This is a genomic window from Seonamhaeicola marinus (assembly GCF_008085455.1).
In genome coordinates, this window is sequence record NZ_VSDQ01000852.1 from 83,632 (window position 1) to 110,136 (window position 26,505).

The 26,505-nt window shown below is 33.0% G+C and carries 26 protein-coding genes; 9 read left to right on the forward strand and 17 right to left on the reverse strand.

The genetic code is table 11. The features are described from left to right. Positions 1-21: 21 nt before the first annotated feature. From lysA to FUA24_RS24205, 3 genes are all read left to right on the forward strand, one after another. Entirely contained in the window at positions 22-1,257 is a 1,236-nt protein-coding gene (gene lysA, locus FUA24_RS24195; protein ID WP_148545947.1) for a diaminopimelate decarboxylase, read from the forward strand. Between the two features lie 95 nt (positions 1,258-1,352). After that, positions 1,353-2,534, forward strand: coding sequence for a DUF1624 domain-containing protein (locus FUA24_RS24200; protein ID WP_148545949.1), 1,182 nt, complete (start codon positions 1,353-1,355; stop codon positions 2,532-2,534). A gap of 8 nt (positions 2,535-2,542) precedes the next feature. After that, positions 2,543-3,847, forward strand: coding sequence for an APC family permease (locus FUA24_RS24205; protein WP_148545951.1), 1,305 nt, complete (start codon positions 2,543-2,545; stop codon positions 3,845-3,847). A gap of 2 nt (positions 3,848-3,849) precedes the next feature. On the opposite strand, the gene map is transcribed toward FUA24_RS24205, so the two are convergent. The 3 genes from map to FUA24_RS24220 are packed head-to-tail and all read right to left on the reverse strand — an operon-like array spanning position 3,850 to position 6,022. Beyond that, complete coding sequence (map, locus tag FUA24_RS24210; RefSeq protein WP_148545953.1) at positions 3,850-4,611, reverse strand: type I methionyl aminopeptidase; 762 nt, start codon at positions 4,609-4,611, stop codon at positions 3,850-3,852. Positions 4,612-4,614: 3 nt separating this feature from the next. After that, positions 4,615-5,178, reverse strand: coding sequence for a hypothetical protein (locus FUA24_RS24215; RefSeq protein WP_148545955.1), 564 nt, complete (start codon positions 5,176-5,178; stop codon positions 4,615-4,617). Next, positions 5,171-6,022: a PPK2 family polyphosphate kinase gene (locus tag FUA24_RS24220; protein WP_148545957.1), complete on the reverse strand. Its 852-nt coding sequence runs from the start codon at positions 6,020-6,022 to the stop codon at positions 5,171-5,173. Before FUA24_RS24220 ends, FUA24_RS24215 begins: the two co-directional genes overlap by 8 nt. 119 nt (positions 6,023-6,141) lie before the next feature. Here FUA24_RS24220 and FUA24_RS24225 point away from each other — a divergent pair, with 119 nt between their 5' ends. Beyond that, on the forward strand, positions 6,142-6,888 hold the full coding sequence (locus FUA24_RS24225; protein ID WP_148545959.1) for an AAA family ATPase: 747 nt from the start codon (positions 6,142-6,144) through the stop codon (positions 6,886-6,888). Between the two features lie 55 nt (positions 6,889-6,943). Here the strand turns inward: FUA24_RS24225 and FUA24_RS24230 are convergent, their stop codons facing one another. From FUA24_RS24230 to FUA24_RS24265, 8 genes are all read right to left on the reverse strand, one after another. After that, positions 6,944-8,104, reverse strand: a complete 1,161-nt coding sequence (locus tag FUA24_RS24230) for an acyltransferase family protein (protein ID WP_148545961.1) — start codon at positions 8,102-8,104, stop codon at positions 6,944-6,946. A gap of 98 nt (positions 8,105-8,202) precedes the next feature. Continuing rightward, positions 8,203-9,363 carry a helix-turn-helix domain-containing protein gene (locus FUA24_RS24235; protein ID WP_148545963.1) on the reverse strand — a complete coding sequence of 387 codons (1,161 nt, stop codon included), beginning with the start codon at positions 9,361-9,363 and terminating at the stop codon, positions 8,203-8,205. Between the two features lie 51 nt (positions 9,364-9,414). After that, positions 9,415-10,581 (reverse strand): sigma-54-dependent transcriptional regulator, encoded by a 1,167-nt coding sequence (locus FUA24_RS24240; protein ID WP_148545965.1) that lies wholly within the window; start codon positions 10,579-10,581, stop codon positions 9,415-9,417. Between the two features lie 3 nt (positions 10,582-10,584). Beyond that, positions 10,585-11,421, reverse strand: a complete 837-nt coding sequence (locus tag FUA24_RS24245) for a mechanosensitive ion channel family protein (RefSeq protein WP_148545968.1) — start codon at positions 11,419-11,421, stop codon at positions 10,585-10,587. Positions 11,422-11,424: 3 nt separating this feature from the next. Further along, on the reverse strand, positions 11,425-12,735 hold the full coding sequence (locus FUA24_RS24250) for an ABC transporter permease (protein ID WP_148545969.1): 1,311 nt from the start codon (positions 12,733-12,735) through the stop codon (positions 11,425-11,427). A gap of 3 nt (positions 12,736-12,738) precedes the next feature. Further along, the gene (locus tag FUA24_RS24255; RefSeq protein ID WP_148545971.1) at positions 12,739-13,665 is read right to left on the reverse strand and encodes an ABC transporter ATP-binding protein; all 927 of its coding nucleotides are present in this window, start codon (positions 13,663-13,665) and stop codon (positions 12,739-12,741) included. A gap of 556 nt (positions 13,666-14,221) precedes the next feature. After that, on the reverse strand, positions 14,222-15,337 hold the full coding sequence (dnaJ, locus tag FUA24_RS24260) for a molecular chaperone DnaJ (RefSeq protein ID WP_148545974.1): 1,116 nt from the start codon (positions 15,335-15,337) through the stop codon (positions 14,222-14,224). A gap of 50 nt (positions 15,338-15,387) precedes the next feature. Beyond that, a complete protein-coding gene (locus FUA24_RS24265; RefSeq protein ID WP_148545975.1) occupies positions 15,388-15,948 on the reverse strand; it encodes a nucleotide exchange factor GrpE in 561 nt (186 codons plus the stop codon). A gap of 164 nt (positions 15,949-16,112) precedes the next feature. Between FUA24_RS24265 and FUA24_RS24270 the strand changes: the two genes are divergently transcribed. From FUA24_RS24270 to FUA24_RS24280, 3 genes are all read left to right on the forward strand, one after another. Beyond that, entirely contained in the window at positions 16,113-16,766 is a 654-nt protein-coding gene (locus FUA24_RS24270; protein WP_148545977.1) for a YceI family protein, read from the forward strand. A 72-nt stretch (positions 16,767-16,838) separates the two neighbouring features. Next, complete coding sequence (locus FUA24_RS24275) at positions 16,839-17,747, forward strand: 3-keto-disaccharide hydrolase (protein ID WP_148545979.1); 909 nt, start codon at positions 16,839-16,841, stop codon at positions 17,745-17,747. 8 nt (positions 17,748-17,755) lie between these two features. Continuing rightward, positions 17,756-18,442: a hypothetical protein gene (locus FUA24_RS24280; protein WP_148545981.1), complete on the forward strand. Its 687-nt coding sequence runs from the start codon at positions 17,756-17,758 to the stop codon at positions 18,440-18,442. Between the two features lie 275 nt (positions 18,443-18,717). Here the strand turns inward: FUA24_RS24280 and FUA24_RS24290 are convergent, their stop codons facing one another. Genes FUA24_RS24290 through FUA24_RS24300 form a run of 3 tightly spaced genes read right to left on the reverse strand, consistent with a single transcriptional unit; the run spans position 18,718 to position 22,991 of the window. Beyond that, complete coding sequence (locus FUA24_RS24290) at positions 18,718-19,392, reverse strand: uracil-DNA glycosylase family protein (RefSeq protein WP_148545984.1); 675 nt, start codon at positions 19,390-19,392, stop codon at positions 18,718-18,720. Positions 19,393-19,425: 33 nt separating this feature from the next. Then, positions 19,426-20,451, reverse strand: coding sequence for an L-rhamnose/proton symporter RhaT (locus FUA24_RS24295; RefSeq protein WP_148545986.1), 1,026 nt, complete (start codon positions 20,449-20,451; stop codon positions 19,426-19,428). A gap of 23 nt (positions 20,452-20,474) precedes the next feature. Next, positions 20,475-22,991 carry a glycoside hydrolase family 2 protein gene (locus tag FUA24_RS24300; RefSeq protein WP_148545988.1) on the reverse strand — a complete coding sequence of 839 codons (2,517 nt, stop codon included), beginning with the start codon at positions 22,989-22,991 and terminating at the stop codon, positions 20,475-20,477. 169 nt (positions 22,992-23,160) lie between these two features. On the opposite strand from FUA24_RS24300, the gene FUA24_RS24305 reads away from it, so the two are divergent. Further along, a complete protein-coding gene (locus FUA24_RS24305) occupies positions 23,161-23,274 on the forward strand; it encodes a 30S ribosomal protein THX (protein ID WP_148545990.1) in 114 nt (37 codons plus the stop codon). A gap of 299 nt (positions 23,275-23,573) precedes the next feature. On the opposite strand, the gene FUA24_RS24310 is transcribed toward FUA24_RS24305, so the two are convergent. Genes FUA24_RS24310 through yaaA form a run of 3 tightly spaced genes read right to left on the reverse strand, consistent with a single transcriptional unit; the run spans position 23,574 to position 25,467 of the window. Then, the gene (locus FUA24_RS24310) at positions 23,574-24,296 is read right to left on the reverse strand and encodes a hypothetical protein (protein ID WP_148545992.1); all 723 of its coding nucleotides are present in this window, start codon (positions 24,294-24,296) and stop codon (positions 23,574-23,576) included. Between the two features lie 12 nt (positions 24,297-24,308). Further along, the gene (locus tag FUA24_RS24315; protein WP_222861387.1) at positions 24,309-24,698 is read right to left on the reverse strand and encodes a VOC family protein; all 390 of its coding nucleotides are present in this window, start codon (positions 24,696-24,698) and stop codon (positions 24,309-24,311) included. Between the two features lie 10 nt (positions 24,699-24,708). Continuing rightward, positions 24,709-25,467 carry a peroxide stress protein YaaA gene (gene yaaA, locus FUA24_RS24320; RefSeq protein ID WP_148545994.1) on the reverse strand — a complete coding sequence of 253 codons (759 nt, stop codon included), beginning with the start codon at positions 25,465-25,467 and terminating at the stop codon, positions 24,709-24,711. Positions 25,468-25,703: 236 nt separating this feature from the next. Here yaaA and FUA24_RS24325 point away from each other — a divergent pair, with 236 nt between their 5' ends. Then, positions 25,704-26,363 (forward strand): hypothetical protein, encoded by a 660-nt coding sequence (locus tag FUA24_RS24325; RefSeq protein ID WP_148545996.1) that lies wholly within the window; start codon positions 25,704-25,706, stop codon positions 26,361-26,363. Positions 26,364-26,505 lie beyond the last annotated feature (142 nt).

The window sequence follows — 26,505 nt, forward strand, 5'->3', positions numbered from 1 at the left end:
CTTTGGCAAAAATTTAGAATTATGACAGAAAATCAATTGCTTAAAGTAGCACAAGATTTTGGAAGCCCAGTTTATGTATATGATGCCGAAAAAATAGAAGGCCAGTATAAAAGGTTAACCAGCGCATTTAAGGCGGTAAAAAACTTAAAGATAAGTTATGCCGTAAAAGCTTTGTCTAATATTTCTATTCTAAAGCTTTTAAATAGCCTCGGCTCTGGTATTGATACTGTCTCTATTCAGGAAGTGCAACTAGGTTTAGCTGCTGGTTTTAAACCAGAACAGATTATATATACTCCTAATGGTGTTTCATTGGATGAAATTGAAGAAGCTGCTAAATTAGGTGTGAAAATTAATATTGATAACCTATCAATATTAGAACAGTTTGGAACAAAGTACCCAAAAACACCAGTGTGCATTAGAATTAATCCACATGTAATGGCCGGAGGAAATAGTAAAATTTCTGTTGGGCATATAGATTCTAAGTTCGGAATTTCTATCCACCAAATACCACATATACTTCGTATAGTTGAAAACACCAATATGACCATTAATGGTATACACATGCATACGGGTAGTGATATTTTAGATATTGAAGTGTTTTTATACGCTAGTGAAATACTATTTGAAACGGCAAGACAGTTTAAAGACCTAGATTTCATTGATTTTGGATCTGGTTTTAAAGTGCCTTACAAAGCAGGTGATATTGAAACTAATATTGAGGAATTAGGAAAAAAGTTAGGTGCTAGATTTAATGAATTCTGCAAAGAATACGGTAAAGAACTAACACTTGCCTTTGAACCTGGTAAATTTTTAGTGAGTGAAGCGGGTAATTTTTTAGTAAAAGTAAATGCTGTTAAGCAAACAACATCTACAGTATTTGCTCAGGTAGATTCTGGTTTAAATCATTTAATTAGACCCATGTTTTACGGATCTCACCACGATATAGTTAACATTTCTAACCCAAAAGGTAAAGAGCGTTTTTATACCGTAGTTGGTTACATATGTGAAACAGATACCTTTGGAAGCAACAGACGGATTAATGAGATAAATGAGGGTGATGTTCTTTGCTTTAAAAATGCAGGTGCCTACTGTTTTTCAATGGCAAGTAACTATAACTCAAGGTTTAGACCTGCCGAAGTATTATGGTATAATAACAAAGCGCATTTAATTAGAAAAAGAGAAACTTTTGAAGACTTAACAAAAAATCAAATTGAAGTAGATTTTAGTCCAAAAAAGCAAAAAGAATTGGTTAAATAAATCAAGATTAAATCTTAGTTTTAAAATGCTCAACATCTCGTTGGGCATTTTTGTTTTTAAAAATAGTATCTTTCAATTCACATAAAACTCTGGGAATGGAAAAAATCAAATCAACTAGAATTGAATCTATAGACATTTTAAGAGGTCTTGTTATGGTTATAATGGCATTAGACCATGTTAGAGATTATTTTCATTATGGCTCTTTTTTTTCCGATCCCACAAATTTAGAAACAACAACTCCCTTTCTGTTTTTCACTAGGTTTATAACCCATTACTGTGCCCCTGTTTTTATATTTTTAGCAGGAACTTCGGCTTTTTTATATGGACAAAAGACAACAAAAAATCAATTGTTTAAATTTTTAATAACACGGGGCTTTTGGCTTATTTTTTTAGCTGTTTTTGTAAATAATTTTCTGTGGAAGTTTGATGTCTCCTATAGTTTCATAATTCTACAAGTAATTTGGGCCATTGGTTTGTGTATGATTTTACTATCTGTTACGGTATACTTACCTGTTAAATATATATTAGCCATAGGTGCAATTTTGGTAATTGGCCATAATGCCTTAGATGGCATTACCATGCAAGGCAGTAGTTTTAAATCTATTGTTTGGTATATTTTGCATCAACAGCAATTTTTACCAATTGGTGATAGGTTTTTTGCTTTTGCCTACCCAATAATTCCATGGTTTGGTTTAATAACCTTAGGCTATTGTTTTGGTACATTGTACAAAAAGAACTTTAACCCTATCCTCAGAAAAAAATACTTGATAATTATAGGAATATTGGCAATTGTAGCGTTCTTTATATTACGCGGATTGAATGTTTATGGAGATTTAGCCCCTTGGACTAGTCAAAACACTACTGCCAAAACCATAATGTCATTTTTTAAAGTAACAAAATACCCGCCTTCTTTAGCCTATTTACTTATAACTATGGGGCCAGCTATTCTATTTTTATATGCTATTGAAAGTGTAAAAAATAGAATAACTAATTTCCTACTGGTCTTTGGTCGCGTACCACTATTTTATTACTTCTTACATGTATTATTAATTCACGTTTTGGCCATCTTAGGTATGATGATTTTTGGTGGTAATTGGCAGGACATGATTTTAACAAAAGAAGTCTTTATGAATGGTAAACTAGTTAACTACGGATATTCCTTGCTAGTTGTTTACATAGTTTGGATTGTTGTAATTGTGCTACTATATTTTCCTAGTAAAAGATATATGCTTTACAAAGCAAAAAACAAGCAAAAATGGTGGTTGAGCTATTTATAGTATAATTTATGAAAAAAGACAAAGGCCTTAAAAGAAGTATTGGTACTATTGGGTTATCTGCTAACATTATAAATGTAATAATTGGAGCAGGTATATTTGCGCTTCCAGCGGTTATAGCCAGTAAAATGGGCGCTTCCAGTATCGTTGCTTTTCTGTTTTGCGGTGTCCTAATCGCTCTTATTATGCTCTGTTTTGCAGAAGTAGGAAGTAAAGTTACGGTTACAGGAGGTCCCTATACTTATATAGAAACGGCATTCGGAAAATATGCTGGTTTTCTTGGAGGAATTTTTATAATAGGAGGCACTTTGTTTGCCGATGCCGCCGTATCTAATGCTTTGGTGAGCATGTTAGTCTCTTCTTATCCCATTTTTGCTGAAGAATGGGTTAGACTACTCACACTATTTCTCCTCTTTTTCGGATTAGGATCTGTAAATGTGCTTGGATTGAAACAAGGCATCGGACTAGTAAAATTCAATACACTTGCCAAATTAATTCCATTATTAGTGTTAGTAACATTGGGTTGGAAAGGTGTATCATCTGCTAACTTGGTTATTGAAGCTATGCCAGATTTTAAAACCATTGGAGAAACATCACTTATTTTATTCTTCGCGTTTCAAGGTGCAGAAACGGGGTTAGTCGTTGGGGGTGAAGTTAAACAGCCAGGAAAAACCATTCCAAAAGGAATATTAATAAGTATTTTATTTGTTGTGCTCATATATATTCTAATACAAAGTGTTTGTCAAGGAATATTGGGAGATTCACTTCCAAAATTTGAAGCAGCTCCATTGGCAGAAGCAGCAAAAGAAGCGTTAGGACCAATTGGATTTACTCTTTTGTTTGTTGGTGCTATGGTTTCAATGTTTGGTTATATGAGCGGTGCCATACTTAATAACCCAAGAATTTTATACGCTTTATCTAGAGATAGAGTACTACCAATACCTTTTTTATCAAAGATTCATAGATCTTTTGCTACACCCGCCAATGCCATTATCATTTACGCCATTATAGCATTTACCATTGCCGCATCGGGCAACTTCAAAAAGTTAGCCGTTATTGCTAGTAGTGCTATGTTATTAGCTTATTTGGGTGTGGCTTTAGCGGTTATTAAACTTCGCTTATCTAAAAGCTTTGATTCTAGTGGATTTAAAATACCAGGAGGATTTACAATCCCTATTTTATCAGTTGGTTTAATCGTGTATTTCCTAACAAATATTCCAAGCAACGATTTAGTTATAACTCTCATCGTAATTGGAATTCTGTCCTTAATTCATTTAATAATAAAAGTTCTTTCAAAAAGAAAAACTCTGGAATAGCATTACCATATTCCGTTTGATTCTGTTAAAACAATAGGTGTTGTATCGGTAATTAATATGGTATGCTCATGCTGAGTAACGTAACCTCCTTTATTCCCAACTAAAGTCCATCCATCACTCAACCCCATGGCTATTGTAGATTTTGTTGATATGAATGTTTCGATTGCAACCGTAGTATTTCTTTTAAATCTTTCTTTATTACGCTTTACTCTAAAATTTAAAATGTCTTCGGGTGCTTCATGTAGACTTCTGCCAACTCCATGACCTGCAAGATTTTTTATAACCTTATACCCATACTTTTTAGCCTCGGTTTCAATTAAATGTCCCAAATCAGAAATTTTAGTACCACCTTTAATACTGTATATTGCCTTTCGCAAAATTTCTTTGGATGCAGATACTAAAGGTTGGTGATTATGAATATCTTCACCTAATACAAAGGAGCCTCCATTATCTGACCAAAACCCATCTAATTCAGCCGAAACATCAATATTTATTAAATCGCCATCTTTTAATATCCTTTTAGAAGAAGGTATGCCGTGAGCTGCTTCCTTATTCACGCTTATACAAGAATACCCAGGAAACCCATAAGTTTCATAGGGTGCTGATTTTGCACCATAAGACTTCAAAATTTCACCACCATAATCATCTAATTCCTTAGTAGACATCCCAACCTTAGCATGTTCTGTCATTAAACGAAGTGTTGTAGCAACCACTTCGCTAACTTTTTTCATCCCTTGAAGTTCTGATTCTTTTGTTATTGACATAGGTTAGGATTTTAATTTGCCCCTAAAAACGCTCACATTAGAATTAAAAGGATTCCCCGAAGCTCTGCGCAACATAACAACCTGACCACAATGCCAAAGTGCGTCAGAAATTGGTCCATTTATAATATTCCAAAATGGAACTGCAGTTTCTTCAAATTTAAATGTTTCTTTAGAAGTCTTTAAAGCATCGGATACGATTTTTAAATTCATTAAGGTTTGTTTTCGCAATTCGGGAAAATCTAGATCAGCTTTTGTTGCATCTTTATTATCCTCTAAAACACTATTTCTAATAAATTTTGAAAGTCCGTATAAGTGTTTTAAGGTCTCTTGAATTGTTCTTCCGCTCTCACTTGGTTTATAAGCTAAATCAACAGTCCTTAAACCTTCTGTAGCCCAATAATACCTAAAGCCCAACCCATCAACCATCCTCGCTACTAATAAATTAGAGCTATACGTTTCTGGGTACGCCTCAATTTCATAAAAAGGCAATCTATCGGCCTTATTTTGTGCAAAACTCAAAAACGTAAAAAATACACCTATAATTAAAAATAAAGTCTTCTTATTCATTATCTAATTGTTGTTTATATGCTTCTAAATTAGCTTTAATATCATCGTCTAATTCTGGTTCTTCAATATCACTATAGGTTTTTAAAACATCATACATAGTTTTAGCAACAATATACCTTGCTGAAGGTTTATCATCTGCTGGTATGGTATACCAAGGGGCATGTGCTTTAGAGGTTCTATTTATAGCATCTTCGTAACAGTCTTGATATTTATCCCAAAGTTTACGTTCTTTTAAATCTCCCGGAGAGAATTTCCAGTTTTTTTCTTGTTTGTTTAGTCGTCTTAATAATCTGAACTTTTGTTCATCTTTAGACAAGTTTAGAAAGAATTTAAAAATTATGGTTCCATTGTCGGCTATATGCTTTTCAAAATTATTTATTTGCTCAAAGCGCATATCCCAAAAACCATCATTTATGTCTTCAATAGTGTTTACTGTTGGAATATTTTCTCCCAAGATATATTCAGGATGCACTCTAGTTACTAGCACATTTTCGTAGTGTGTTCTATTAAACACACCAAACCGTCCTCTTTCTGGAAGAGCTATGTAATGTCTCCAAATAAAATCGTGTTTTAATTCTAATTCTGTTGGTACTTTAAAACTGTGTACCTCTACGCCTCTAACATTAAAATCTTTAAAAACTTCTCTTATCAGACTATCTTTACCTGCTGTGTCCATACCTTGTAAACATACCAAAACCGAATATTTCCCATGGGCATACATTGTATCTTGCAACTTCCCGAGCTTCTTTCTAACCTTCTTTAATTCTTTTTCGGCATCATCAATAACAACCTTAGTAGGTCTGTCTTTCAACTCAATAGAAGATGTAACTTTATAATCATTCATCTGTAAATCATTTTATTTTGTAGTAAATATACTAAAACCATGTTTTCGATGAACGACACAGCAATTAAAACTGTTTTTAGTAATTTTGATGCACCTACTTATTAAAAACCCCAAATACGATGAAAAAAATCCACATTTTTTTATTCGCTACAGTCTCATGTTTACAAATTTTTGCACAAGATTCCTGTGTAGATGCAGACTCCAATCTTATATATGCATACTCTAATGTTAAAGACGCCTATGATTCGGACAACTTGGATCATTTAAAATATTATTCAAAAAAGTCCTTAAATTCGTTTAAGAAAGCAAAAATAAACCTTGAGAAGTGTGGATGTGATAAAGCGTACAACTTAGCCTATGATGGCGCTGAACTTTTAGCTAAAGTAGAAAGTCAAGATACTTTTGAGGACGGACGTTTTTATGTAAAAAGAGCTAAGGAAATTGCCCAAAACAGTATTACGGCCTTAAACGAATTTGTTGCCCAAAATGATGTTGCTGTTAATGACGATGGCAATGATGAACTAAATGCTTTGCAAGTTGAAAGAGAACGTTTAGAGCAACAACAGAAAGCTTTAAAACAAAAAGAAGCGGCTATTGCTAAAAAATTAGCAGAACAAAAGACACAACAATTAGTTGCCCAAAAAAAACAATTAATTTCATCGTTTGAAATTGTTGTTTCTGATAATATTAAGACTTATAATAAATCTTTAGACGCATGTAATTGCTCGGACTCAAAAATAGAGCCAGATGTAATGAGTACGGAAGCCCTATTGGAGAAGAGTATTGCTGAAATAAAACAAAGCTATAGCAAAAAACTCAAGTCCTTAGCTTCAAATTACATCTCAGAGCTTTCTGATTGTGACTAGTAATTATCACTACTTTATAGAAATAAAAAAGCAGTTTTTAAAAACTGCTTTTTTTTTAAGTTGTGAAAATATGTTCTAATCTCTTTTTAGTTTTCCTTTTCATTCCGAAAGCTACTCTAATAAAATTAATTGGTCTAATAATATACCAGTAGAGCAATGTAATAGCAGTAAAACTTAGTACAACCAATACAATCATTTTAATAATCACTGGCATATTTACAGTTTTTATTAAATATCCAAATAACAAAATAACAGGTTGGTGTAATAAATAGAATGGATATATGCCTTCATTAAAAATGGACCTCCAAGTGTTATCACTATTTAGATATCGTTTAGAGTACCCTACTGCTGTTATACTGCAGCTCCACCCTATTATAATTCCAGTAAGACCGTACAAGAAATCCTTCAAAGCCTCATCTCTAAACCATGTAGATATTGAAAATAAAAATACAGTTGCTAAAATAGTTTCAGCTAGATACAATCTCCTCTGTTGCGTAAGAGCTTTTATTATAGTTGAATCTGTGAAAAACATAAATCCGCTTAAAAAAAACAGAATGTAATAAACAAAATAAGCCCAATCATCATATAAAGCGTGTGTCTCTTCTGGAAAGTACTCTCCCAATATTGCTCTTGAAAGCACTAGAAAGATTAAAATAATATTTAAGCCCATAGGTTTGGATAAAACTTTTATAAATCTATTCTTTATTGCAACGAATTCATTACTCCTTAAATAGTTTAAGAATGGGGATATTAGTAAAGAAATTAAAAATAAGTAAAGTATAAACCATAGGTGGTGCCAACTAAAATTACCTTCGGGGTAAACCCCATTGAACATAGATAGATAAAAGTGTCCTAAAGAACTATAGGAATCTATTTTTTCCAAATAAACTTGAACAGGTACCAGCGTAAAAACGCCTATTACGAACGGTAATAATAATCTTGTAAATCGTTCTTTTAAATATGTTTTTACAGTTCTATGTCCGAGCGCATAATAGGTACCTACTCCCGAAACGAGAAATAATAGTGGCATGCGCCACAAATGCAAAAACCACATTAATTTGTTTAACCATGTTACAGTTTCATTGCTTTTTACATGCCAGCCCCAGGAGTTAAAATACATACCTATATGATATAAAAACACACTAAAAATTAGAATAATTCTTAGCCAGTCTATGTAATATTGACGATTGGTCTTGGATGAATTCGTTGGTTTCATATTGTTTGTTTTTTGAATGACAATACAAACCTAAGTGGCAATTGATTGTTTGCCGTATCTCCTTATAAAATCGATGTTCGAGTTTATCGGGGAGAACTTTAATGATTACTCCTAAACTCCGAAGGTGTTTGATTAGTAAGTTTTTTAAAGGAAGTATTAAAAGCGGATTTTGAGTTATATCCTACCCGTTCTGCAATTTCTTCTATGACCAGTTTTTTTCCTTCTTCGGAAGCCAAAAGCAGTTTTGCTTCTTCAATGCGATAGTAGGCTATTAACTCAAAAAAGGACATATTTAAATTCTCGTTGATAGCTTGAGAGACATGATGTGTACTTTCATTTATTGTTAAGGCTAAATTTGAAAGCGAAACGGTTTTACCTTTGTAATACTTATCATTTTGCATAACAGCTTTTATCTTTTCTACAATACTGGCTTTACTTTTTTGAGTCAGTGTAGACTTTTGATATTTTAAGGAAGGAAACTCTAAAAACGAAGAACGTTGTTCAAAATACTGAGCACTGTTCATAATCTGAATAATATTAAACAGCAATAAGAACGTTAAATATATATACAAAATATAGTCCCCAAAATCTTCTTTAAACGTAGCCTTTATAACAATAAAAAGCACCAATAAGATTGCGAAATGACAGTTGGAATTCCTTACTAATTTTAAGGTACTATTTTTAGTGCTAAAGAGTGTCTCATTAAATGAATTGGCTTTTAAATTTATTTTGTAAAAAATTGCTACTGTATAAATAATAAGATGAAGCATAGTGAGCTCATTTACAAAACTCCTGAATCCAAGAGGGTTGTCATCTGTTTTACTATAATCTATCGGTAAGGGTTCTAAATCGAATCCCAAAGCATAAATATTTGAATTATATTTAAAATCTGCCGATTGCATAAAAAAGAACATACAGTAAGCTATCCAAAATACAAAAGGTATGTAATGCAGCCATTCTCTTTTTTTTGGTGCTTCATTTAATTGCCTAGAAACGAAGATAAATAACAAAGGGCCAATTAGGAAATTAGTAGGTTCCGAGAAATTAGTTAAATGAAGGCATCTAAAAATTAACCCCGTATAGTTTAACCATCCTTCAACCATGTTTAAAGTAAAGGTTAACAGAAGAAACCCCATAAACAGGTTAGGTTTATTATATTTAAATGACTTCTTTATAAAGAAAAAAGACAATAAACTCCCAAAAACTATACCTATAAGAATTATTAAGGCAGGAACATCAAAACGAATTTCTATTGGCATATATAAATATATGAGGTTTTGAAGAAAACAAAAATTCTAAACCTCTATTATTTACTTAGCCGCGAACAACTTGACATCTTCTTCGCTAACCTCAGCTCCCCCTAGTATAATTAGGCGTTCAATAACATTTCGTAGCTCTCTGATATTTCCTGTCCAGTCGTAATCTTGTAATAACTTAACCGCTTTATCTGAAAAACTCTTCTGTGCAGTTCCTTGTTCTCCTGCAATTTTACTGGTAAAATGGTTAATTAATATAGGAATATCATCTCGTCTGTCGTTTAGAGCAGGTACTTTAATTAGGATAACCGCTAGTCTATGATACAAATCTTCACGGAATTTACCATCGGCAATTTCCTTTTTTAGATCCTTATTAGTAGCCGCAATTACACGAACATTAACTTTAATATCCTTATCACTACCAACACGTTGAATTCTATTTTCTTGTAAAGCCCTTAACACTTTAGCCTGCGCAGATAAACTCATATCTCCAATTTCATCCAAGAAAATAGTACCACCATTAGCTGCTTCGAACTTACCAGCCCTATCTTTATTAGCACTAGTAAATGCCCCTTTAACATGACCAAATAGCTCACTTTCTATTAATTCACTCGGAATAGCAGCACAGTTTACTTCTATCATATTCCCTTTAGAGCGCTCACTTTTTTCATGTAACCAGTGCGCTACAATTTCTTTACCTGTTCCGTTAGGTCCAGTAATTAAAACCCGTGCATCAGTAGGCGCTACCTTTTCAATAATATCTTTAATTTGAGTAATGGCCTTACTCTCACCAACCATCTCATACTTTTTACTAACCTTCTTCTTAAGAATTTTATTCTCAACTACCAGTTCTTTTCTGTCTAACGCATTTCTAACCGTGTTTAAAAGTCGGTTTAAATCTGGTGGTTTAGAAATATAATCAAAAGCACCTAAACGCATGGTATTTACAGCAGTATCTAGATCTCCATGCCCAGAAATCATAACCACAGGGGTTTCTGGTTTTATTTTCTTTACAGCCTCTAATACTTCTACACCATCCATTTTGGGCATTTTAATATCACAAAGCACTAAATCAAAATCTTCTTTTTTTATTTTGTCTACTCCAGCTAAACCATCTTCAGATTCATCTACTTGATATGTATCACTTTCTTCAGATAGAATTTTAACAAGTACACGTCTAATTGCCGCTTCATCTTCAATAACTAGTATTTTTTTTGCCATTACCTATTGGTTTTTATTATATACATACACATCTCTCTGAGGAAATGGTATTGTTATGTTATTTTCTTTAAATACTTTATCTATGTTATACCTAATATCACTTTTAATAACAGGCACATTAAAACTATCACTAATATAGAAATGCAATTTAAATTTAAGCGCACTATCACCAAAATCTTCAAAAAGCACTAAGGGTGAAGGTTCATTTAAAATTGCTGATTCTTGAATTGCAATTCCTAATAGTAATGCTTTCACTAAATCAACATCCGTACCATACGCAACACCTATCTCAACAAATTCTCTTGTAACAACGTTGTTTTGTGTCCAGTTGTATAATATCTCGGTTAAAAATTTATGGTTAGGAATAACTAAAATCTTATCATCATTAGTAATAGCTTTTGTTGTTCTTAAATTTATCTCCGTAACCTTACCCACTTTTTTATCTATTTCAATGATATCATTTATAGCCACTGTTCTGTCAATTAATATAAATACGCCAGAAATAATATCTTGAAACAACTTTTGCATTCCCAGACCAATACCAACAAAAAGTGCAGTGGATGCAGCTAAAATTGCCGTTACTTTTACTCCAGAGGAATCAAGAGCAACGACTATAACCACACAAAAAATGAGGTATTTTAAAAACGCAAAGACAGCCTTAAATCTATACTTATCTTCTTCTTTAAGTTTTCTTGTGGTTAATATTCTAATGGATTTTAAAGTAAAATGAGTTACCACTAACACAACAATAAGAATGAAAATAGTACCAATTGTTATTTCAATTGTACCATCCCCATTTTCATAAAGTTTTTCCTTTAAAAACTCTTTTATTGTTTCCATTAATTAATATTTAATCCACTTAATCATTTCTTTGTAACTAGGCTTTTTACCATACATTAAAATACCCACTCTATAAATCTTAGCGGCAAACCAAACTGTAAACATAAATGTTCCGATTAAGATTAATAACGATAACAATTGTTGCCATATTGGTACACCAAACGGAATTCGCATTAGCATGACCACAGGTGAGGTAAATGGCACATAAGAAAACACAGTTGAAACAGTACCATGAGGGTCTTCAATTACCGTAAAAATCCCAATATAAACAGCCAGTATTAGAGGCATAATAATTGGCAACATAAATTGTTGCGTGTCGGTTTCATTATCTACAGCTGCACCAATAGCAGCATATAGTGAACTATATAATAAATACCCTCCAATAAAGAAAAACACAAAGGCTATAATAAGGTTTATGAGAGGCATATTACTGAGTCCGTTTTTAAGGGCATCAAAATAAAACTCAACACCTTCCTTTTGAACTGCCATTTCCATTAGTTCTTGTTGTGGTGTAGATTCCATGAGATTAATACCAAGAACCAAAGACACAACGGTCATTAAAAGTCCGCCAAATACCACCCAAATAACAAACTGCGTGATACCGGCCAATGAGGTTCCTATAATTTTACCTAGCATAAGTTGAACAGGTTTTACCGAAGAGATAATAACTTCTATAATTCTGCTCGTTTTTTCTTCGATTACACTGCGCATTATCATGTTGCCATAAATAATAATAAACATAAATAATAAATAGCCAGATGCACATCCAAAAATGAGTTTTACTACACTATCTGAACTTGACGATTCTTCCCCAGAATAATTTTCCTGCCCAATACTAACCCTTACTTTTGACTCTTCAAGTTTTGAAACATCTATTGCAAGTTCTTTCCTTTTTAATTCTGTTAGTTTCTTATTCAACTTATACTCTAAATCCCCTATAAACGTTATGGAAGGTGATTCGCTTGAATAGAATTTTATATGCTTAGAAATGTTATCTACATTGGCATTATTAGGAATATGAAGTAAGCCATAATTAGAGCTTTCCTCCATAGTTTTTTTTGCGACATCTAATGTAACTCCTGTTAATTTATGATATTTAGTTGTCTTTGTTTCTTTAAAAACCTCTTGCACCAAACCAGACTCATCTAAAACGGCTATTGTTCGAACTTTTTCACTATTTAAATTAGTTAAATAGGCAATAACTGCAATAAGCACTATCATAATAATAGGACTTAAAATGGTCATTATAATAAAAGACTTGTTTTTAACCTTGGTTAAATATTCACGTTTTATAATTAAAGGAAGATGATTCATAATCTAGTTATTCTGTACAGTTTGAATAAAAATATCATTTGCACTAGGTATCACTTCTACAAAGTGATTGATAGCTGCTTTTTCATTTAAAAATGCGATTAAATCTTGAGCCCTTTCATTGTCTGACAACTTAATATTCAATTTTAAATCATCGTTTAACGATTTAAAATTTGCCTCAGAAATGATAAATTTTTCAGCTAGCGTATTCTTTAAAACCTCTTTACTTTCAGATTCTAAACCCACTTCAAAAGTATTGGTTTTATATTGCCTTTTTATATCAATTAACTTCCCCTCTATTAACTTATTAGATTTATTTATAAGTGCAATATCATCACACAACTCTTCAACCGATTCCATACGGTGGGTAGAAAAGATTACTGTAGCTCCATCTTCACGCAGACGTAAAATTTCATCTTTAATTATATTGGCGTTAATGGGGTCAAAACCAGAGAATGGTTCATCAAATATTAACAGTTTAGGATTGTGGAGAACGGTTACAACGAACTGTATCTTTTGAGCCATTCCTTTTGAAAGCTCCTGTATTTTTTTATTCCACCAGTCTCCAATATCTAATCTATCAAACCAATGTTTTAAACGTTGCTTTGCTTCTGATTTACTTAAGCCTTTTAATTGCGCCAAATACAACGCTTGTTCCCCAACTTTCATTGATTTATACAAACCGCGTTCCTCGGGTAAGTAGCCTATATCTCTAATATGCGATGGATTAAGTAAATCGCCATCTAAATATACTGTACCAATATCTGGCATAGTAATTTGATTAATAATTCTAATTAAGGTAGTTTTTCCCGCTCCATTTGGTCCGAGCAAACCAAAAATGCTGCCTTTTGGCACACTTAGAGAAACATTATTAAGCGCTTTAAAATCCCCGAAACTTTTAGAGACCTCATTAACTTCTAATAAGTTATTCATGCTTTAATTTAAATCTTGATAGTTTGTAAATATAATAAAGAATTTCTTGAATGCGGTTAACGATAATGGAGATAAATAATGGTATTTCCATCAAGAGTATTATTAAGTAACCCAAGCATAAAATTCATTTATTTAGATTCCCATTTCCATGAGAATGACAATATCTATTGAAACCTAAATGTCATACATCTAGGAATTCATTTCTAATTAAAAGTTTGTCTTAAGGTTATAGCTATAGTTACAATTTAGGAGAAATATAAAATGAGAATTTGAACCTTGTACTTCTACGGGGTTAATTCAATCTACAACATCAAGTAAATCTTTAAGGTATTCCTTAATGTTGAGTTTCATTAAAACAAAACCCATCCTTAAAACAATATTAAGGATGGGAAAAAAATTGCTATGAAAAAGAAAAATTACCACTAATAAAAATTAGTGATACTTCAAATATAGTTCTTTTTTCAATATTATTAACAAATATGCCCTATAACTTGCATATTAATAATTTATACAACACTTTTTAATAGGCGTTTTTTTGTTTCCTTAAAAACCAACTTTAAGAGAACATGTCTTTTACTTTTTCAAAGAAAGATTTATCTGTTTTCTCTGGTTTCGGCTCAAAATGCTCGTCTTCTCTCATACTTTCAAAGAATTCCTTTTGCTGTTTACTAAGCGTTTTAGGTGTCCAAACATTAACATGAACCAATAAATCTCCCTTACCATAGCCATTTATGCTTGGAATTCCTTTTCCGCGTAAACGTAAAATTTTGCCCGATTGTACTCCTGCTTCAACTTTAATACGCACTTTACCAGTAACTGTATCTATTTCTTTTGAAGTTCCTAACACAGCATCAGGGTAACTTACATATAAGTCATAATGCAAATTATCACCTTCTCGTTGTAGTTTATCATGTGGTTCTTCTTCTATAACGACTAAAATATCTCCAGTAATACCATTTCCAGGAGCTTCATTACCTTTTCCAGATACTTTAAGCTGCATACCTTCTACAACTCCAGCTGGAATTTTAATAGATACCGTTTCTTCAGAAACTTTCATTCCTTGTGCATCGGCATCTGCGGGTTTTTTATCAATTACTTCACCAGCGCCACCACATACGTTACAAGGCGAAGATGTTTGCATTCTACCTAAAATGGTATTGGCAATGCGTGTAACCTGTCCTGTTCCATTACACGTAGAACATGTTTTATAGGTAGTTCCTGGTGCTTTTATTTTACGTTTAACTTTTATCTTTTTCTCAACGCCGTTGGCAATTTCTTCAAGAGTTAATTTTACTCTTATTCTTAAATTGCTGCCTTTTACTCTGCGCTGACCGCCTCCGCCACCAAAGCCAGAGAAGCCGCCAAAGCCGCCCCCACCAAAGATGTCTCCAAATTGACTGAATATGTCATCCATATTCATGCCACCGCCACCAAAGCCGCCTCCATTTTCAAAGGCTTGATGACCATATTGGTCGTAACGCGCTTTTTTATTTTCGTCACTTAGAATTTCATAAGCTTCTGCAGCTTCCTTAAACTTTGCTTCAGCCTCTTTATCATCCGGATTTTTATCTGGGTGAAATTCTATAGCTTTTTTTCTATAGGCTTTTTTAATTTCTGAAGCACTGGCTCCTTTGCTTATTCCTAATACTTCGTAATAATCTCTTTTTGCCATTCCCATTCCACCCTTTCCTATAAAGAAGGGCTTTTTTTAATTAATTATTTTTATTGACCAATAACAACTTTAGGAAATCTTATAACCTTTTCACCAAGCTTATAGCCTTTTTCAATCACATCAATAATCTTTCCTTTAAGATCTTCTGTTGGTGCTGGAATTTGAGTTACAGCCTCATGATCATCTGCATTAAAAACCTCTCCTTTTTCAACTTTAACAGCCTTAAGACCTTTTTGTTCTAAAGTGGTTAACATTTTTTGGTAGATAAGCACCACTCCTTTTCGTAATTCTTCAGCTTCCTTATCTTCTTCAATATGAGTTAAAGCACGTTCAAAATCATCAATAATTGGTAATAGTGCAACCATTACTTCTTCATTAGCTGTTTTAAATAAATCTAAACGTTCTTTAGAGGTACGCTTTTTATAATTTTCAAATTCTGCAAATAAACGTAAAAACTTATCTCTTTCTTGCTTTACTTCTTCCTGCAATTTCTCTTCAACAGTTTGTTCTTCAACAGGCTCCTCTACTTGTGTTTCTGTCTCTATAGCCTCTGTTTGTGTAGCTTCTACTTGGTCTTGTTCTATATCTGCGTTCTTTTCTTTTTTACTCATCGCTAAAATTTAATTTGTGCAATTACTAAAATTAGTTGGCAAAAGTACTGCCATTATTATAAAAATGTCAAAATGTCATCAATTATTTTTAAATTTTTTTTGTGACTTCAATTAGCTAACTTTACGCATAGAACACTAAATATTAACCAATAAATTTTTAAAAAATGAAAAAAGGCGTTTTATCAATTTGCGCTATAGCTATTTTAAGTATATCTGCACTCAGTTGTAAAGAAAAAGCTAAAGAAGCCGAAACCAAAGAAGCTGAAACTGCAACAGTGGCAGAAGCTACTACCGAAAAACTTAATGTAACTGTGTCTGAATCTTCTATTGCTTGGAAAGGTTTTAAACCAGGAGGTTCTCATAACGGAACTATTAATATTTCTAACGGTTCTTTAGATGTTACTGATAATAAAGTATCTGGAGGTGCCTTTACTATAGATATGGCCTCAATTGTGGTTTTAGATATTCCAGCTGAGGAAAAAGGTAATGCTAAACTTTCTGGACATTTAAAAAGTGCCGATTTTTTTGATGTTGAAGCCTACCCTAACGCTACCTTCGAAATTACTGGTTTAAGTGAGGCTGAAGGCAAAACAATGCTTTCTGGTAATCTAAAATTAAAAGATGCTACCAATAATATTACATTTCCCGTAACTGTTGCTACTGTAAATGACACTTTAACTTTAACTAGTGAAACCTTTACAATAGACCGTTCTAAATGGAATGTTAAGTATAAATCTAAATCGTTCTTTGAGGACTTAGGAGATAAATTCATTAATGATGATATTGAACTTGCAGTATCTGTTAAAGCTGTAAAATAATATCTTTAGTAACAAAATAACTGGAAACCACTTTATTTGTATAGAGTGGTTTTTAGTTTTAAAGCATTCATGATGAAACAACTATTTTTACTTTTTTCACCACTTTTATTAGTAATATCTTGTAATACCAAATCAAAATCTAGCGTAGACCCTAATTCAGAAGAATGGGTTTCACTTTTTAATGGAAAAGACTTGTCTGGTTGGGAGATTAAATTTTCAGGTCATGAGCTTAATGACAACTATAAAGACACGTTTGTAGTTCAAGATAGCATGATTCGTATTAGCTACGATAAATACGACAGCTTTAATGGCAAATTTGGGCATATGTATTACGATACCCCTTTTTCTTATTATAAATTAAGTTTTGACTATAGATTTACGGGAGATCAGATTCCTGGTGGTTCTCATTGGAATGTTAGAAATAGTGGCATAATGCTACACTCACAATCTGCCGCAAGTAATGAAATAGGACAAACCTTCCCCGTGTCTGTTGAACTTCAATTACTAGGCGGTCTTGGTGAAAAAGATAGAACCACTGGCAATGTTTGTACACCTGGAACAGCTGTAGTAATGCAAGACACCATAAATTTTGATCACTGTATAAAGTCTAAATCTAAAACCTATCATGGCGACCAATGGGTTCATGTAGATGCTACGATAATGGGTGGTGAATTTATGGAATTCATTGTTGAAGGCGAAACGGTTTTACGTTTTGAAAAACCTCAAATTAATGGTGGCTTTATTAATGAAAATCAAAAAGGAAAAGACTGGGATAAAGCAAAAATAACAAGAGATAAAGGAGACTGGATTTCTAAAAAAGGGACCATCTTAACTGAAGGCTATATTGCTTTACAGGCAGAAAGTCATCCAATAGATTTTAAAAACATAACCCTATTAAACCTTTGTGGCTGTATGGATAAGAATGCCAAAAACTACAAGTCTTATTATGTGAAGGATAAACCTGAAAGTTGTAAATATTAAATTTGAAAATGGGTTTGAGAATTTCCTTTTGGTTGTTTTTTGTTCTTTTATTTACGGAGGTTGCTCCGTGTCAAAATAAACCAATGACTGTTGATGAATGGCATAAACACAATGCTACTCAAAAAATATATGCCTTTGTTGGAAAAAAAATAAGTATGGAATCTTATGATCCTCCTAAAAAAGATGAATATCGGGTTAATAAATCTGGAGATAGTGTAAAAGTAAAGTATATTAAATTTGATCAAGGGTTTAAATTGAAATATAAAGTTATCCAAAATATTCACAATGAGATTAAAACGGATACCATTGAATTTATTGCATTTGATCATTACGGTATTCCTCCTTTTTCAAAATACGAACACGTTCTATTATTTATGACAAAGGAAAAAGAACAGTTTGTGCACTGTAAATATCAATATTTCGGACTTTATAAAACAGAAAGCGGACGATGGGCCGGGATCTATGATAAATCCAAATATAGAAAGACCAGAATACAACCAATACAAATAGATTTCTTAGAAGATGTAAGTGTAACACTGAACGATTATTTAAAGAAACATAGGTACTTTTTGTATCCAAAAAAATATTTTGAGCACTTCCCTGATAAAGTCGTTACAAGTTATGGTAATTATGTTGAAGATTTATTTATCATTAAAAAAGAAGGTGTTTTAAGAGCTCGTGGGTATTTTGAATGATATATGAGTTACAAATTTGAAAACTTGCTGAACAAAAAGAATTTCAAAATTTTTAGACTTTACCTAATTGGTCTCTTATGTATAGTCATTTTCACGATTTTGGAAAGCTCTAGTATTATTCCCGAACTTGTTGAAAAATCTAATAATGATAGATATAATGGCTTCCTGACTTTTATCCTTACAGGATTTTTTAAATATGGTATATTAATCATTGGAATTAGTATTGTAACTATACTAAGCTTTTTCCTGATTAAAAATAAATTCGCAAAGGGCTCTTAAAAATACTCCTGATACTGCATCACCCTAAAATCAAAAGTTGTAAACTTAGGATTTTTGTTCTTCAATTCTTGATACTTTTTCATACTTCCTACAGCTCTATTGGCACTTCCTGAAGCAGAGGTAAGCGATACAGTTTTTATGATACGAGATTCTTCACTTCGTTCTGAATGACAAAGTGTTAATTGATGGATTCTAGGAACTTCTTTTGAAACTAATTCCAATTTCAATCCGTAGTCTTTTATGTGTCTTCTAAAGAAATATTCTGGTCCGTTTTTACTATTGCCACCTGTGAATAAGATGGTTTCTATACTTGGATATTTTTTAATGTAACCAATAACATCACGAAGCTTAATATTTTGCATGCCTAAATCGGAAGCATCAATCTTTTCTCGTTCCGCACTATCAACAATGTCGCACACTCCTATTTTGTGCTTAATTAAGAACTGTTTTCGCTCTTCAATAGCCTCTTGAGAATTATCATAACGTAAGCCTAAACCGTGTATTTTATCTATATATAGCCACAAGGAGTTATAATAACTGCCATAGCAGAAATCTACATCTTTTTCCAATAATTCTCCTGTAGAAAATCTTGGAGGTGGTAAAGTCCCAACAATGAGTTTTTTAGTATCCTTTTGAATAAATGGTTTGTAAGGGTGTTTGTGTTTAAACATACATATTATAAAGGCATGAATATACACAAATTTTTAAGCCAGAAGAAAGTTGCCATAAGCCACAATCACAATACCAAGTGTCATGATACCCAATCCTGAATACAGCCATTGCTTACTTTTGGTACCAGCTTCATTCCATTCTCCAGAAAATATGCCTAACAAATTGGCTACCATAATACATCCTGTTTGAAACACAGCAAAACCAACCGATGTTCCGAATGCGCCTAAATTGTAAGCACCTAAACCATAAATAATAAGAGAAGCCACATATACCAAAGCCATTACCGCAATAAGCATAATGTTTTTGGTATTATGACTCCCCTTAAAAGCACTCCAATAGTTGTTTTTATGTATTTGAAATACAAAATATAGCACTGTAATAACACCACTTCCAATAAAAGCAGGTAGCATTACAGCTAATCTTGCAACCCAAGGCTCATTATTAAATTGTTCTTGAGCAATTTTTCCAATTTCCCCAATACTATCGGCAACATGATAGGATAAATTAAACCCGGCAGCACAGATACCTCCCAAAACACACATTATGATTCCGGTTTTCATGTTACCAGACTTGGTTGCATTTTCATTTTGTTCATTGGTTTCTCTTAACAAGCCAGCTTTACCATTGCAAACAATACCAAACATTATAATTAAAATACCTGCAAGTATGATTAAACCTCCAGGAGTGATTAATTTGTCCGCTGCCCCCATAAAGAAAGGCAAAACAGAACCTACTAATGTGGCGACTCCAATTAATAGAGAGAATCCTAAAGCCATTCCTATTTTGGAAATACTAATTCCCCATAGCAGGTTACCAACGCCCCATAACAGACTTAAGAAAAAGACACTTATAAAAACCCTGATTGGCACTTGAGTATAGGTAGCTTTAAGTCCGTCTACTAATAAAACGGACGCCAGTATTGGAACAATAAACATGGCGAATAACCAAAATACACCCCAAAGATTTTCTACTTGATAACCTTTTACTGATTTACTAGGAAAGGCATAAAAACCCAACATAATTGCTGCCAGTAAAACCCAAATGAAACCAATCCACATAATTTAAAGTTTAGTATTACAATTTATTCTCCAAAACCTCTTGCTCTTGGTGTTTGTGTTCCGCTTTGGTAAGTCCCATTAGTGAAATCATCAAAAAAGCGGTAGTAATTAGGATAACCATATTCAGCTTCTAACTTATGGCGTTTGTTTCTCCACTCAAGAAACTTTTTAGATGCTTCTTTTTGATTACCAATCAAGAAGAAGTAGTCGTTATGAGATACAACTTTTCCTTTGGCATTCTTCAATTCTAATTCTACAAAAAAGCGCTTATCGACTTTACTTAGCACATTTGCAGAAATGTCTTCGAACTTTACCGCGCTATTAGCCTTAACCTTACCAATTTTAAAAGTTTCTGTTTGCAACGTATTTCCAGATTCATCTTTAAAAACAACAGTAGCTTTACAACCTTTATAATCTTCAAACAAATCATTAATTACCCATAATTCACCCTTAAAAGCTTCATTTTTAGACCATCTTCGTTTTTTAAATGCTAGATTAACGAGCAAAGGTTGGTATGCCTTTTTCACAAAGTCATAAGAACGTTTTGGCTGCTGATAATTATCTACAATACCCCATTTCATATCTGGCCAATAGGTTATGAAATGACATAACGCTATACCACTTAAATTTGGTTTTTGTCTTCTAAAGTATTCGATTCCGTTTTGGAAAATGATACCTTGAGTATCCTGTGATGCATTTACAAACTCTTCTAATGATCCCGTCATTTCATCTCCAAAAACATCCCAGTTTTGCATACGCAAACGCACTAAATCTGCCCAATGGTGCCCCCAACTTAGACCTGGCGTCCAAAGCTCATCTTCTGGTATAAATTTCTTTAAACTTTCTACTGAAGGCACTGATGTAATAGCAAACTCTGGAATAATAGGATACTCTAATGTTTGCAACCAATCTTCATGGAGGTTAGATCCCATACCGTAAAAATACCTTAAAGCATGATGTGCTTCTTTAGGTTTAAATCCTGCTTCTCTAGACACCTCACATGTTAATGGAGAATCTGGCACATATGGTAAATTAGCATAAGCTTGCAGTGAGTCTCCTAGACGTTCAAGGAAAGCTCTACCAAAATGAGCATCTCTGGTTCTTAATAACATTTCTTCTCCACCTTCCATCATAATTAAAGATGGGTGGTTTCTGCGTTCTTTAATAACACGTACGCCTTCATTAAAAATCTCTCCTAAAAGTTCCTCGTCGTTAGGAATATTTCCTGTTCCTAATGGAATAATATCTTGCCATACCGTAATTCCCATTTCATCACAATATTGGTAAAATTCCGGAATTTCGGGTGGATGCCAGCCAAAGATTCTAATGTTATTCATATTAGCCTCTTTAGCCATTTTAATGAGTGTTTTGTACTCATTTAAATTGGTTCTTCCAACAAAAATATCAGGCGGACCTCCCCAACAAGCAGAACGTATAAAGTGGAATTTCCCATTGATATATGTAGATCTTGGAAAACTAACATCCACCCCCTTTTTAAAGCCTGGATTCCATTTTGAAGTCACTTCTCTAATTCCAAATACGGTTTCATTAAAATCTTGATTCACTTTACCATCTTTAAGCGAAATTCTTGCCTTATAAAGATTAGGTTTTCCCATATCCCAAGGCCACCAAAGTTTTGGGTTCTTAATTAGAATATCTTGCTCTACTTTTTGAACACCAGGTTTTACTACAGCAGAAAACTTAACCGTTTTTACATCTGAAGTAAAGTTCTTGCCTTCTATTGTGGCTATGAAATTCATGGTTTTGGCTTTGGTCTCTGTATTTTCTACCGTTAATTCTAATTTTACATTAGCCGAACCATCTTTGTTTATGGAAGTATTGGCGTATACATCATCAAAACGCACTTTACCCGAAGACACCATTTTTACCTTTCTGTGAATACCAAAAGGTGCTAAGTCTCTCCAATAATCGCCAAACCATGGTGTTTTTTTACCTGCAACTAAAGAATTAACCTGTGGTGGTGGATCCAATTTCACCATCAGCATATTGGTACTGGCTAAACGCTTGTTGGATATGCGTAAATACTTGGTAACATCAAAGGAAAACCCCGAAAAAGCGCCTTCATGCTTACCTAAGTAATGGCCGTTTAGCCATACTTCGCAGGCGTAATCTACGCCTTCGAATACAATTTTCACGACTTTGTTTTCAACAGATTCGCTTACATGAAATTGGTGTGAGTACCACCATTCATAATGTTGCACCCATTGGGCTTTGGTACTATTTCTTCCAAAGTAAGGGTCTTCAATAATACCTGCTTTCCATAAGTCTGTATACACATCACCGGGAACCGTGGCATGGTTCCAAACATGTGCTTCTATATCTTCTGGTGGTATTTGTGGGAGTCCTTTTTTAACACCTTCACCAGGAAGCATCATTTTCATGTTCCACTTAACACCACTTAAATCTCTGATTAACTGACTATTCTCAGTATGAGATATCATGGTGTTAGGCTGACCAAAAGTTAGCATTACTGCAAAAAACAATAACACACTTAAATTTAGTTTAATTAACACTTTCATATTGTTTTACTTTTTTTATTTCCTCCAAAACTATCATTGAAGTACACAAAATTACATGACAATCGTCATATTTAAATCATATATGAACATAAATTTCATATACAAAAACTAAACAACAACTTTATTTAAACTGACAAAAATTTAGTATATTGATGAAAATCAATTAATTATGGGTAAAGGCGATAAAAAATCTAAACGCGGGAAAATTTGGAGAGGTACCTATGGGGTACGAAGACTAACCAATAAGAAATTAAGAGCTTTAAAGAAAGTTAAGCAGAATTAAGAAGTATTACTTTAGCATCCTGGGACAGGCTAAATTCTAATTATCTTCAACGCTACTGTTAACAGCAAACCAAAGAAATAACCACCTTATTTCCTACCTATGTCCCGTTGTCAAGCTGAACTTGTTTCCGTTTCTCGTATTCAATTCTTTTAACTTTTTAAGAACTTAAGTACAGGTAAAACGAGTTTACTATTGCAATTGGTAAACATCATAACCAACAAACGCATTGGGTTTTGTACTATAGATTCCGAAACAAGTTCGGAATGACACAACGGCTTTACGCATAAGGTAATCCTTAATTAAATAGTTTGTAATACCTTTTCAACCTCAGCTATGGTAGACCTATACAAACGCTTATTAGGTTTAGTCATGTGTTGTGCTTCAGAACTTATGGATTCCAAAATCTCTTTGGCTTCATCTGTTTTGTTTCTACTTAATAAGAATTTCGCATAGATTAAACGTTCATTATAAAATGAAAACCGCACATCTATACATTTTAAATTCTCTTCAGCTTCGTCTAGCTTACCTTCTTTTTCTAAAGCTAAACCATAGATAAATTGGGTTCTAGATTTTGGAAACTCTTTATGGCTACTGATACCTTCTGTGTAGTGTAGAATGCTTTTATAATCTTCTACGTGATAAAAGGCTTCTACCATATTTTTAATGACGTAAAAATCATTTTGAGGATTGCCATCTAAAGCTTCCTTATACTGTTGAATTGCATTTTGGTAATCTCCAATTTCTAAGTAAGCATCCGCAAGATTAACCCGATTTTGATACGAATCTGAAAACGCCAACTGTTTCTCTAAATCTTTTACCTTTTTGGTAGGGTTAATAATATTAGTTATCTCGTTAGTAATTTTGTCGGCATCTCTTTTATTATATACCTGCGTAATCAAATACACAATAGATCCAACCGCAGGTACAAAAAGAATTAAGAAGATCCAGTAATAAGAGGTATTATTCTTAATGACATGATAAATACAAAATGCTTGTAACGCAATTACTATATAATATAACATCTACTTTAATTATTAAAATTCTTTTATTGGCGCAGAGACATCAACCAAAGTTCCATCCGGGTCTTTTAATAGTAACCTTCTTTGTCCGTAAAACGTATCTTCAGGCTTTTTTATAACTTCAAATCCTTCTTTTAATGCTAAACTGTGAATTTCATCCACATTGGTTACAACAAAAGTTATATAGAATCCAGTTGGAGCTTTCCTGTACGCTTCAGGCACCAAATCATTAGTTTTATCAATAAGCCCTAATTCTAAATGGCAACTTTTTGATACTAAATGAACAAACCAGTCACTTTCAAAACTTGTTTCAAAATCAAAAAGTTTGGTGTAAAACAGTTTGCTTTCTTCTAGATTTGAAGTACAAACATTAGTCATTAATCTGTTAACAATCCCTCCTTCCACGTATTTAGTTTTAACGTATAAACACTAATTCTTTTTCAGAAGACATCTCTTCACTAAAGCCGTAACCTTCATAATTAAAGCCTTTAACATCTTCAATGGTATTGGCATTAGTATCTACAATGTAACGTGCCATCATACCCCGTGCTGCTTTAGCAAAAAACGAAATCATTTTATACTCTCCGTTTTTGAAGTCCTTAAAATTAGCAGTTACTACGGGCACTTTTAAAGATTTTACATCTACAGCTTTAAAATATTCATTGCTTGCTAAATTAAGGAATAGCTCATCATCTGCTAACTCATTATTTAGAGCTGATGTAATGTCTTTTTTCCAGAACTCGTATAAGTTCTTTTTTACACCTACTGGGAACTTTGTTCCCATTTCTAAGCGGTAAGGCTGAATTAAATCTGTAGGTTTTAGTAAACCATATAGTCCAGATAAAATTCTTACTGTACTTTGTAATTTATCAAGTTTATCTTGTGGAATGGTATAGGCGTCTAAACCTCTGTATACGTCACCACTAAAGGCGTATACTGCTGGTCTTGCATTATCTGTTGTAAATGGTAGACTCCACTCCTGGTTACGTTCATAATTTAATTGTCCTAAAGCATCCGAAATCTTCATTAACTTAGATAGGCTCTTAGCGGATTTCTTTTTTAAGAGTTTGTTTAGACGCTCAGACTGTTTTAAAAATGTGGCTTCTGTATGCTGGGTTGTTGGCAATTCACTTTCAAAATTAAGTGATTTCGCTGGTGATAAGACTAGTTTCATTGAATACCTATAATTTGTCATTTCCGTGAAGACGGAAATCTTATATATCTAAAATTCACTTATCAAAGTTACGATTAGTAATGGACTTTTGGAAATGGTTTAGAGTAAGAATAACAAACTTGATTTTATAGAAATTTTCAACTATATTCGTTTAACAATCAATAAAGTTCACTCGTGCTGATTTTATTTCAGCATTGCAATAGAAATTTATCCGTATATAGGCATCAATTTGAATAATGGAAAACAACAAATTCATATTAGATAGTTTGAAAGCAAACCTCAATTCCCTTGATAGTGCTACTACATGGATTTTTGTGACATTACTAATTGTTGTGCTAGCAAGTTTTGGAAGTGATGAAAAATTAGAGTTTGCAAGCTTTAAAATTGACAGAAAATATGCTGGACCAATTATTTATGGGATGTTAGTGGGATTAAATTTTCAAGTATTGAAATTACTGCACAATGTCAATTCGATTCTAATTGAGATTAAATCAGGTTTTGGAGCCGAAACTTTTGAGTTGGCCAGAATAATGCTGAATAAACACCCTTGGATATTTAACCCGTTTTCAGAGTTTGAGAGTATTACCAGTTTAATATTTGATAATCTTGGATATGCTCTTTTGATTGTTATTTGGTGGATGGGGAATGCAATAGCCTACAAACTTATGTTCAAACAAGGACGAAAAATCAAACTTGTCGGAACTGGATTAGCGGGACTGTATTTGGTTTTTGGATTATCAAGCATGGCTATGATACAAGCAATTTCAGAAAAGGTGACATACAGTTCTTTAAAATTAATTACCCCTTTTGTAGGTATTGTTATTGGAGCAGTTCTTTTTTCAGCATTGTTATACCCTTTAAGAAAAGAAATAAAAAGTAAAAAAGCTGTTAATTAATGTATAGGCAGCGTTAAAACGACAACTTATACTAATCATTAAACGAACCTCCAACCACCCTATACTTTTTATTCTCATTACCACTTAACGATATCTAATACGAAAATTAAAACACATCTAGAATTAGAATCTATTTTAGCTA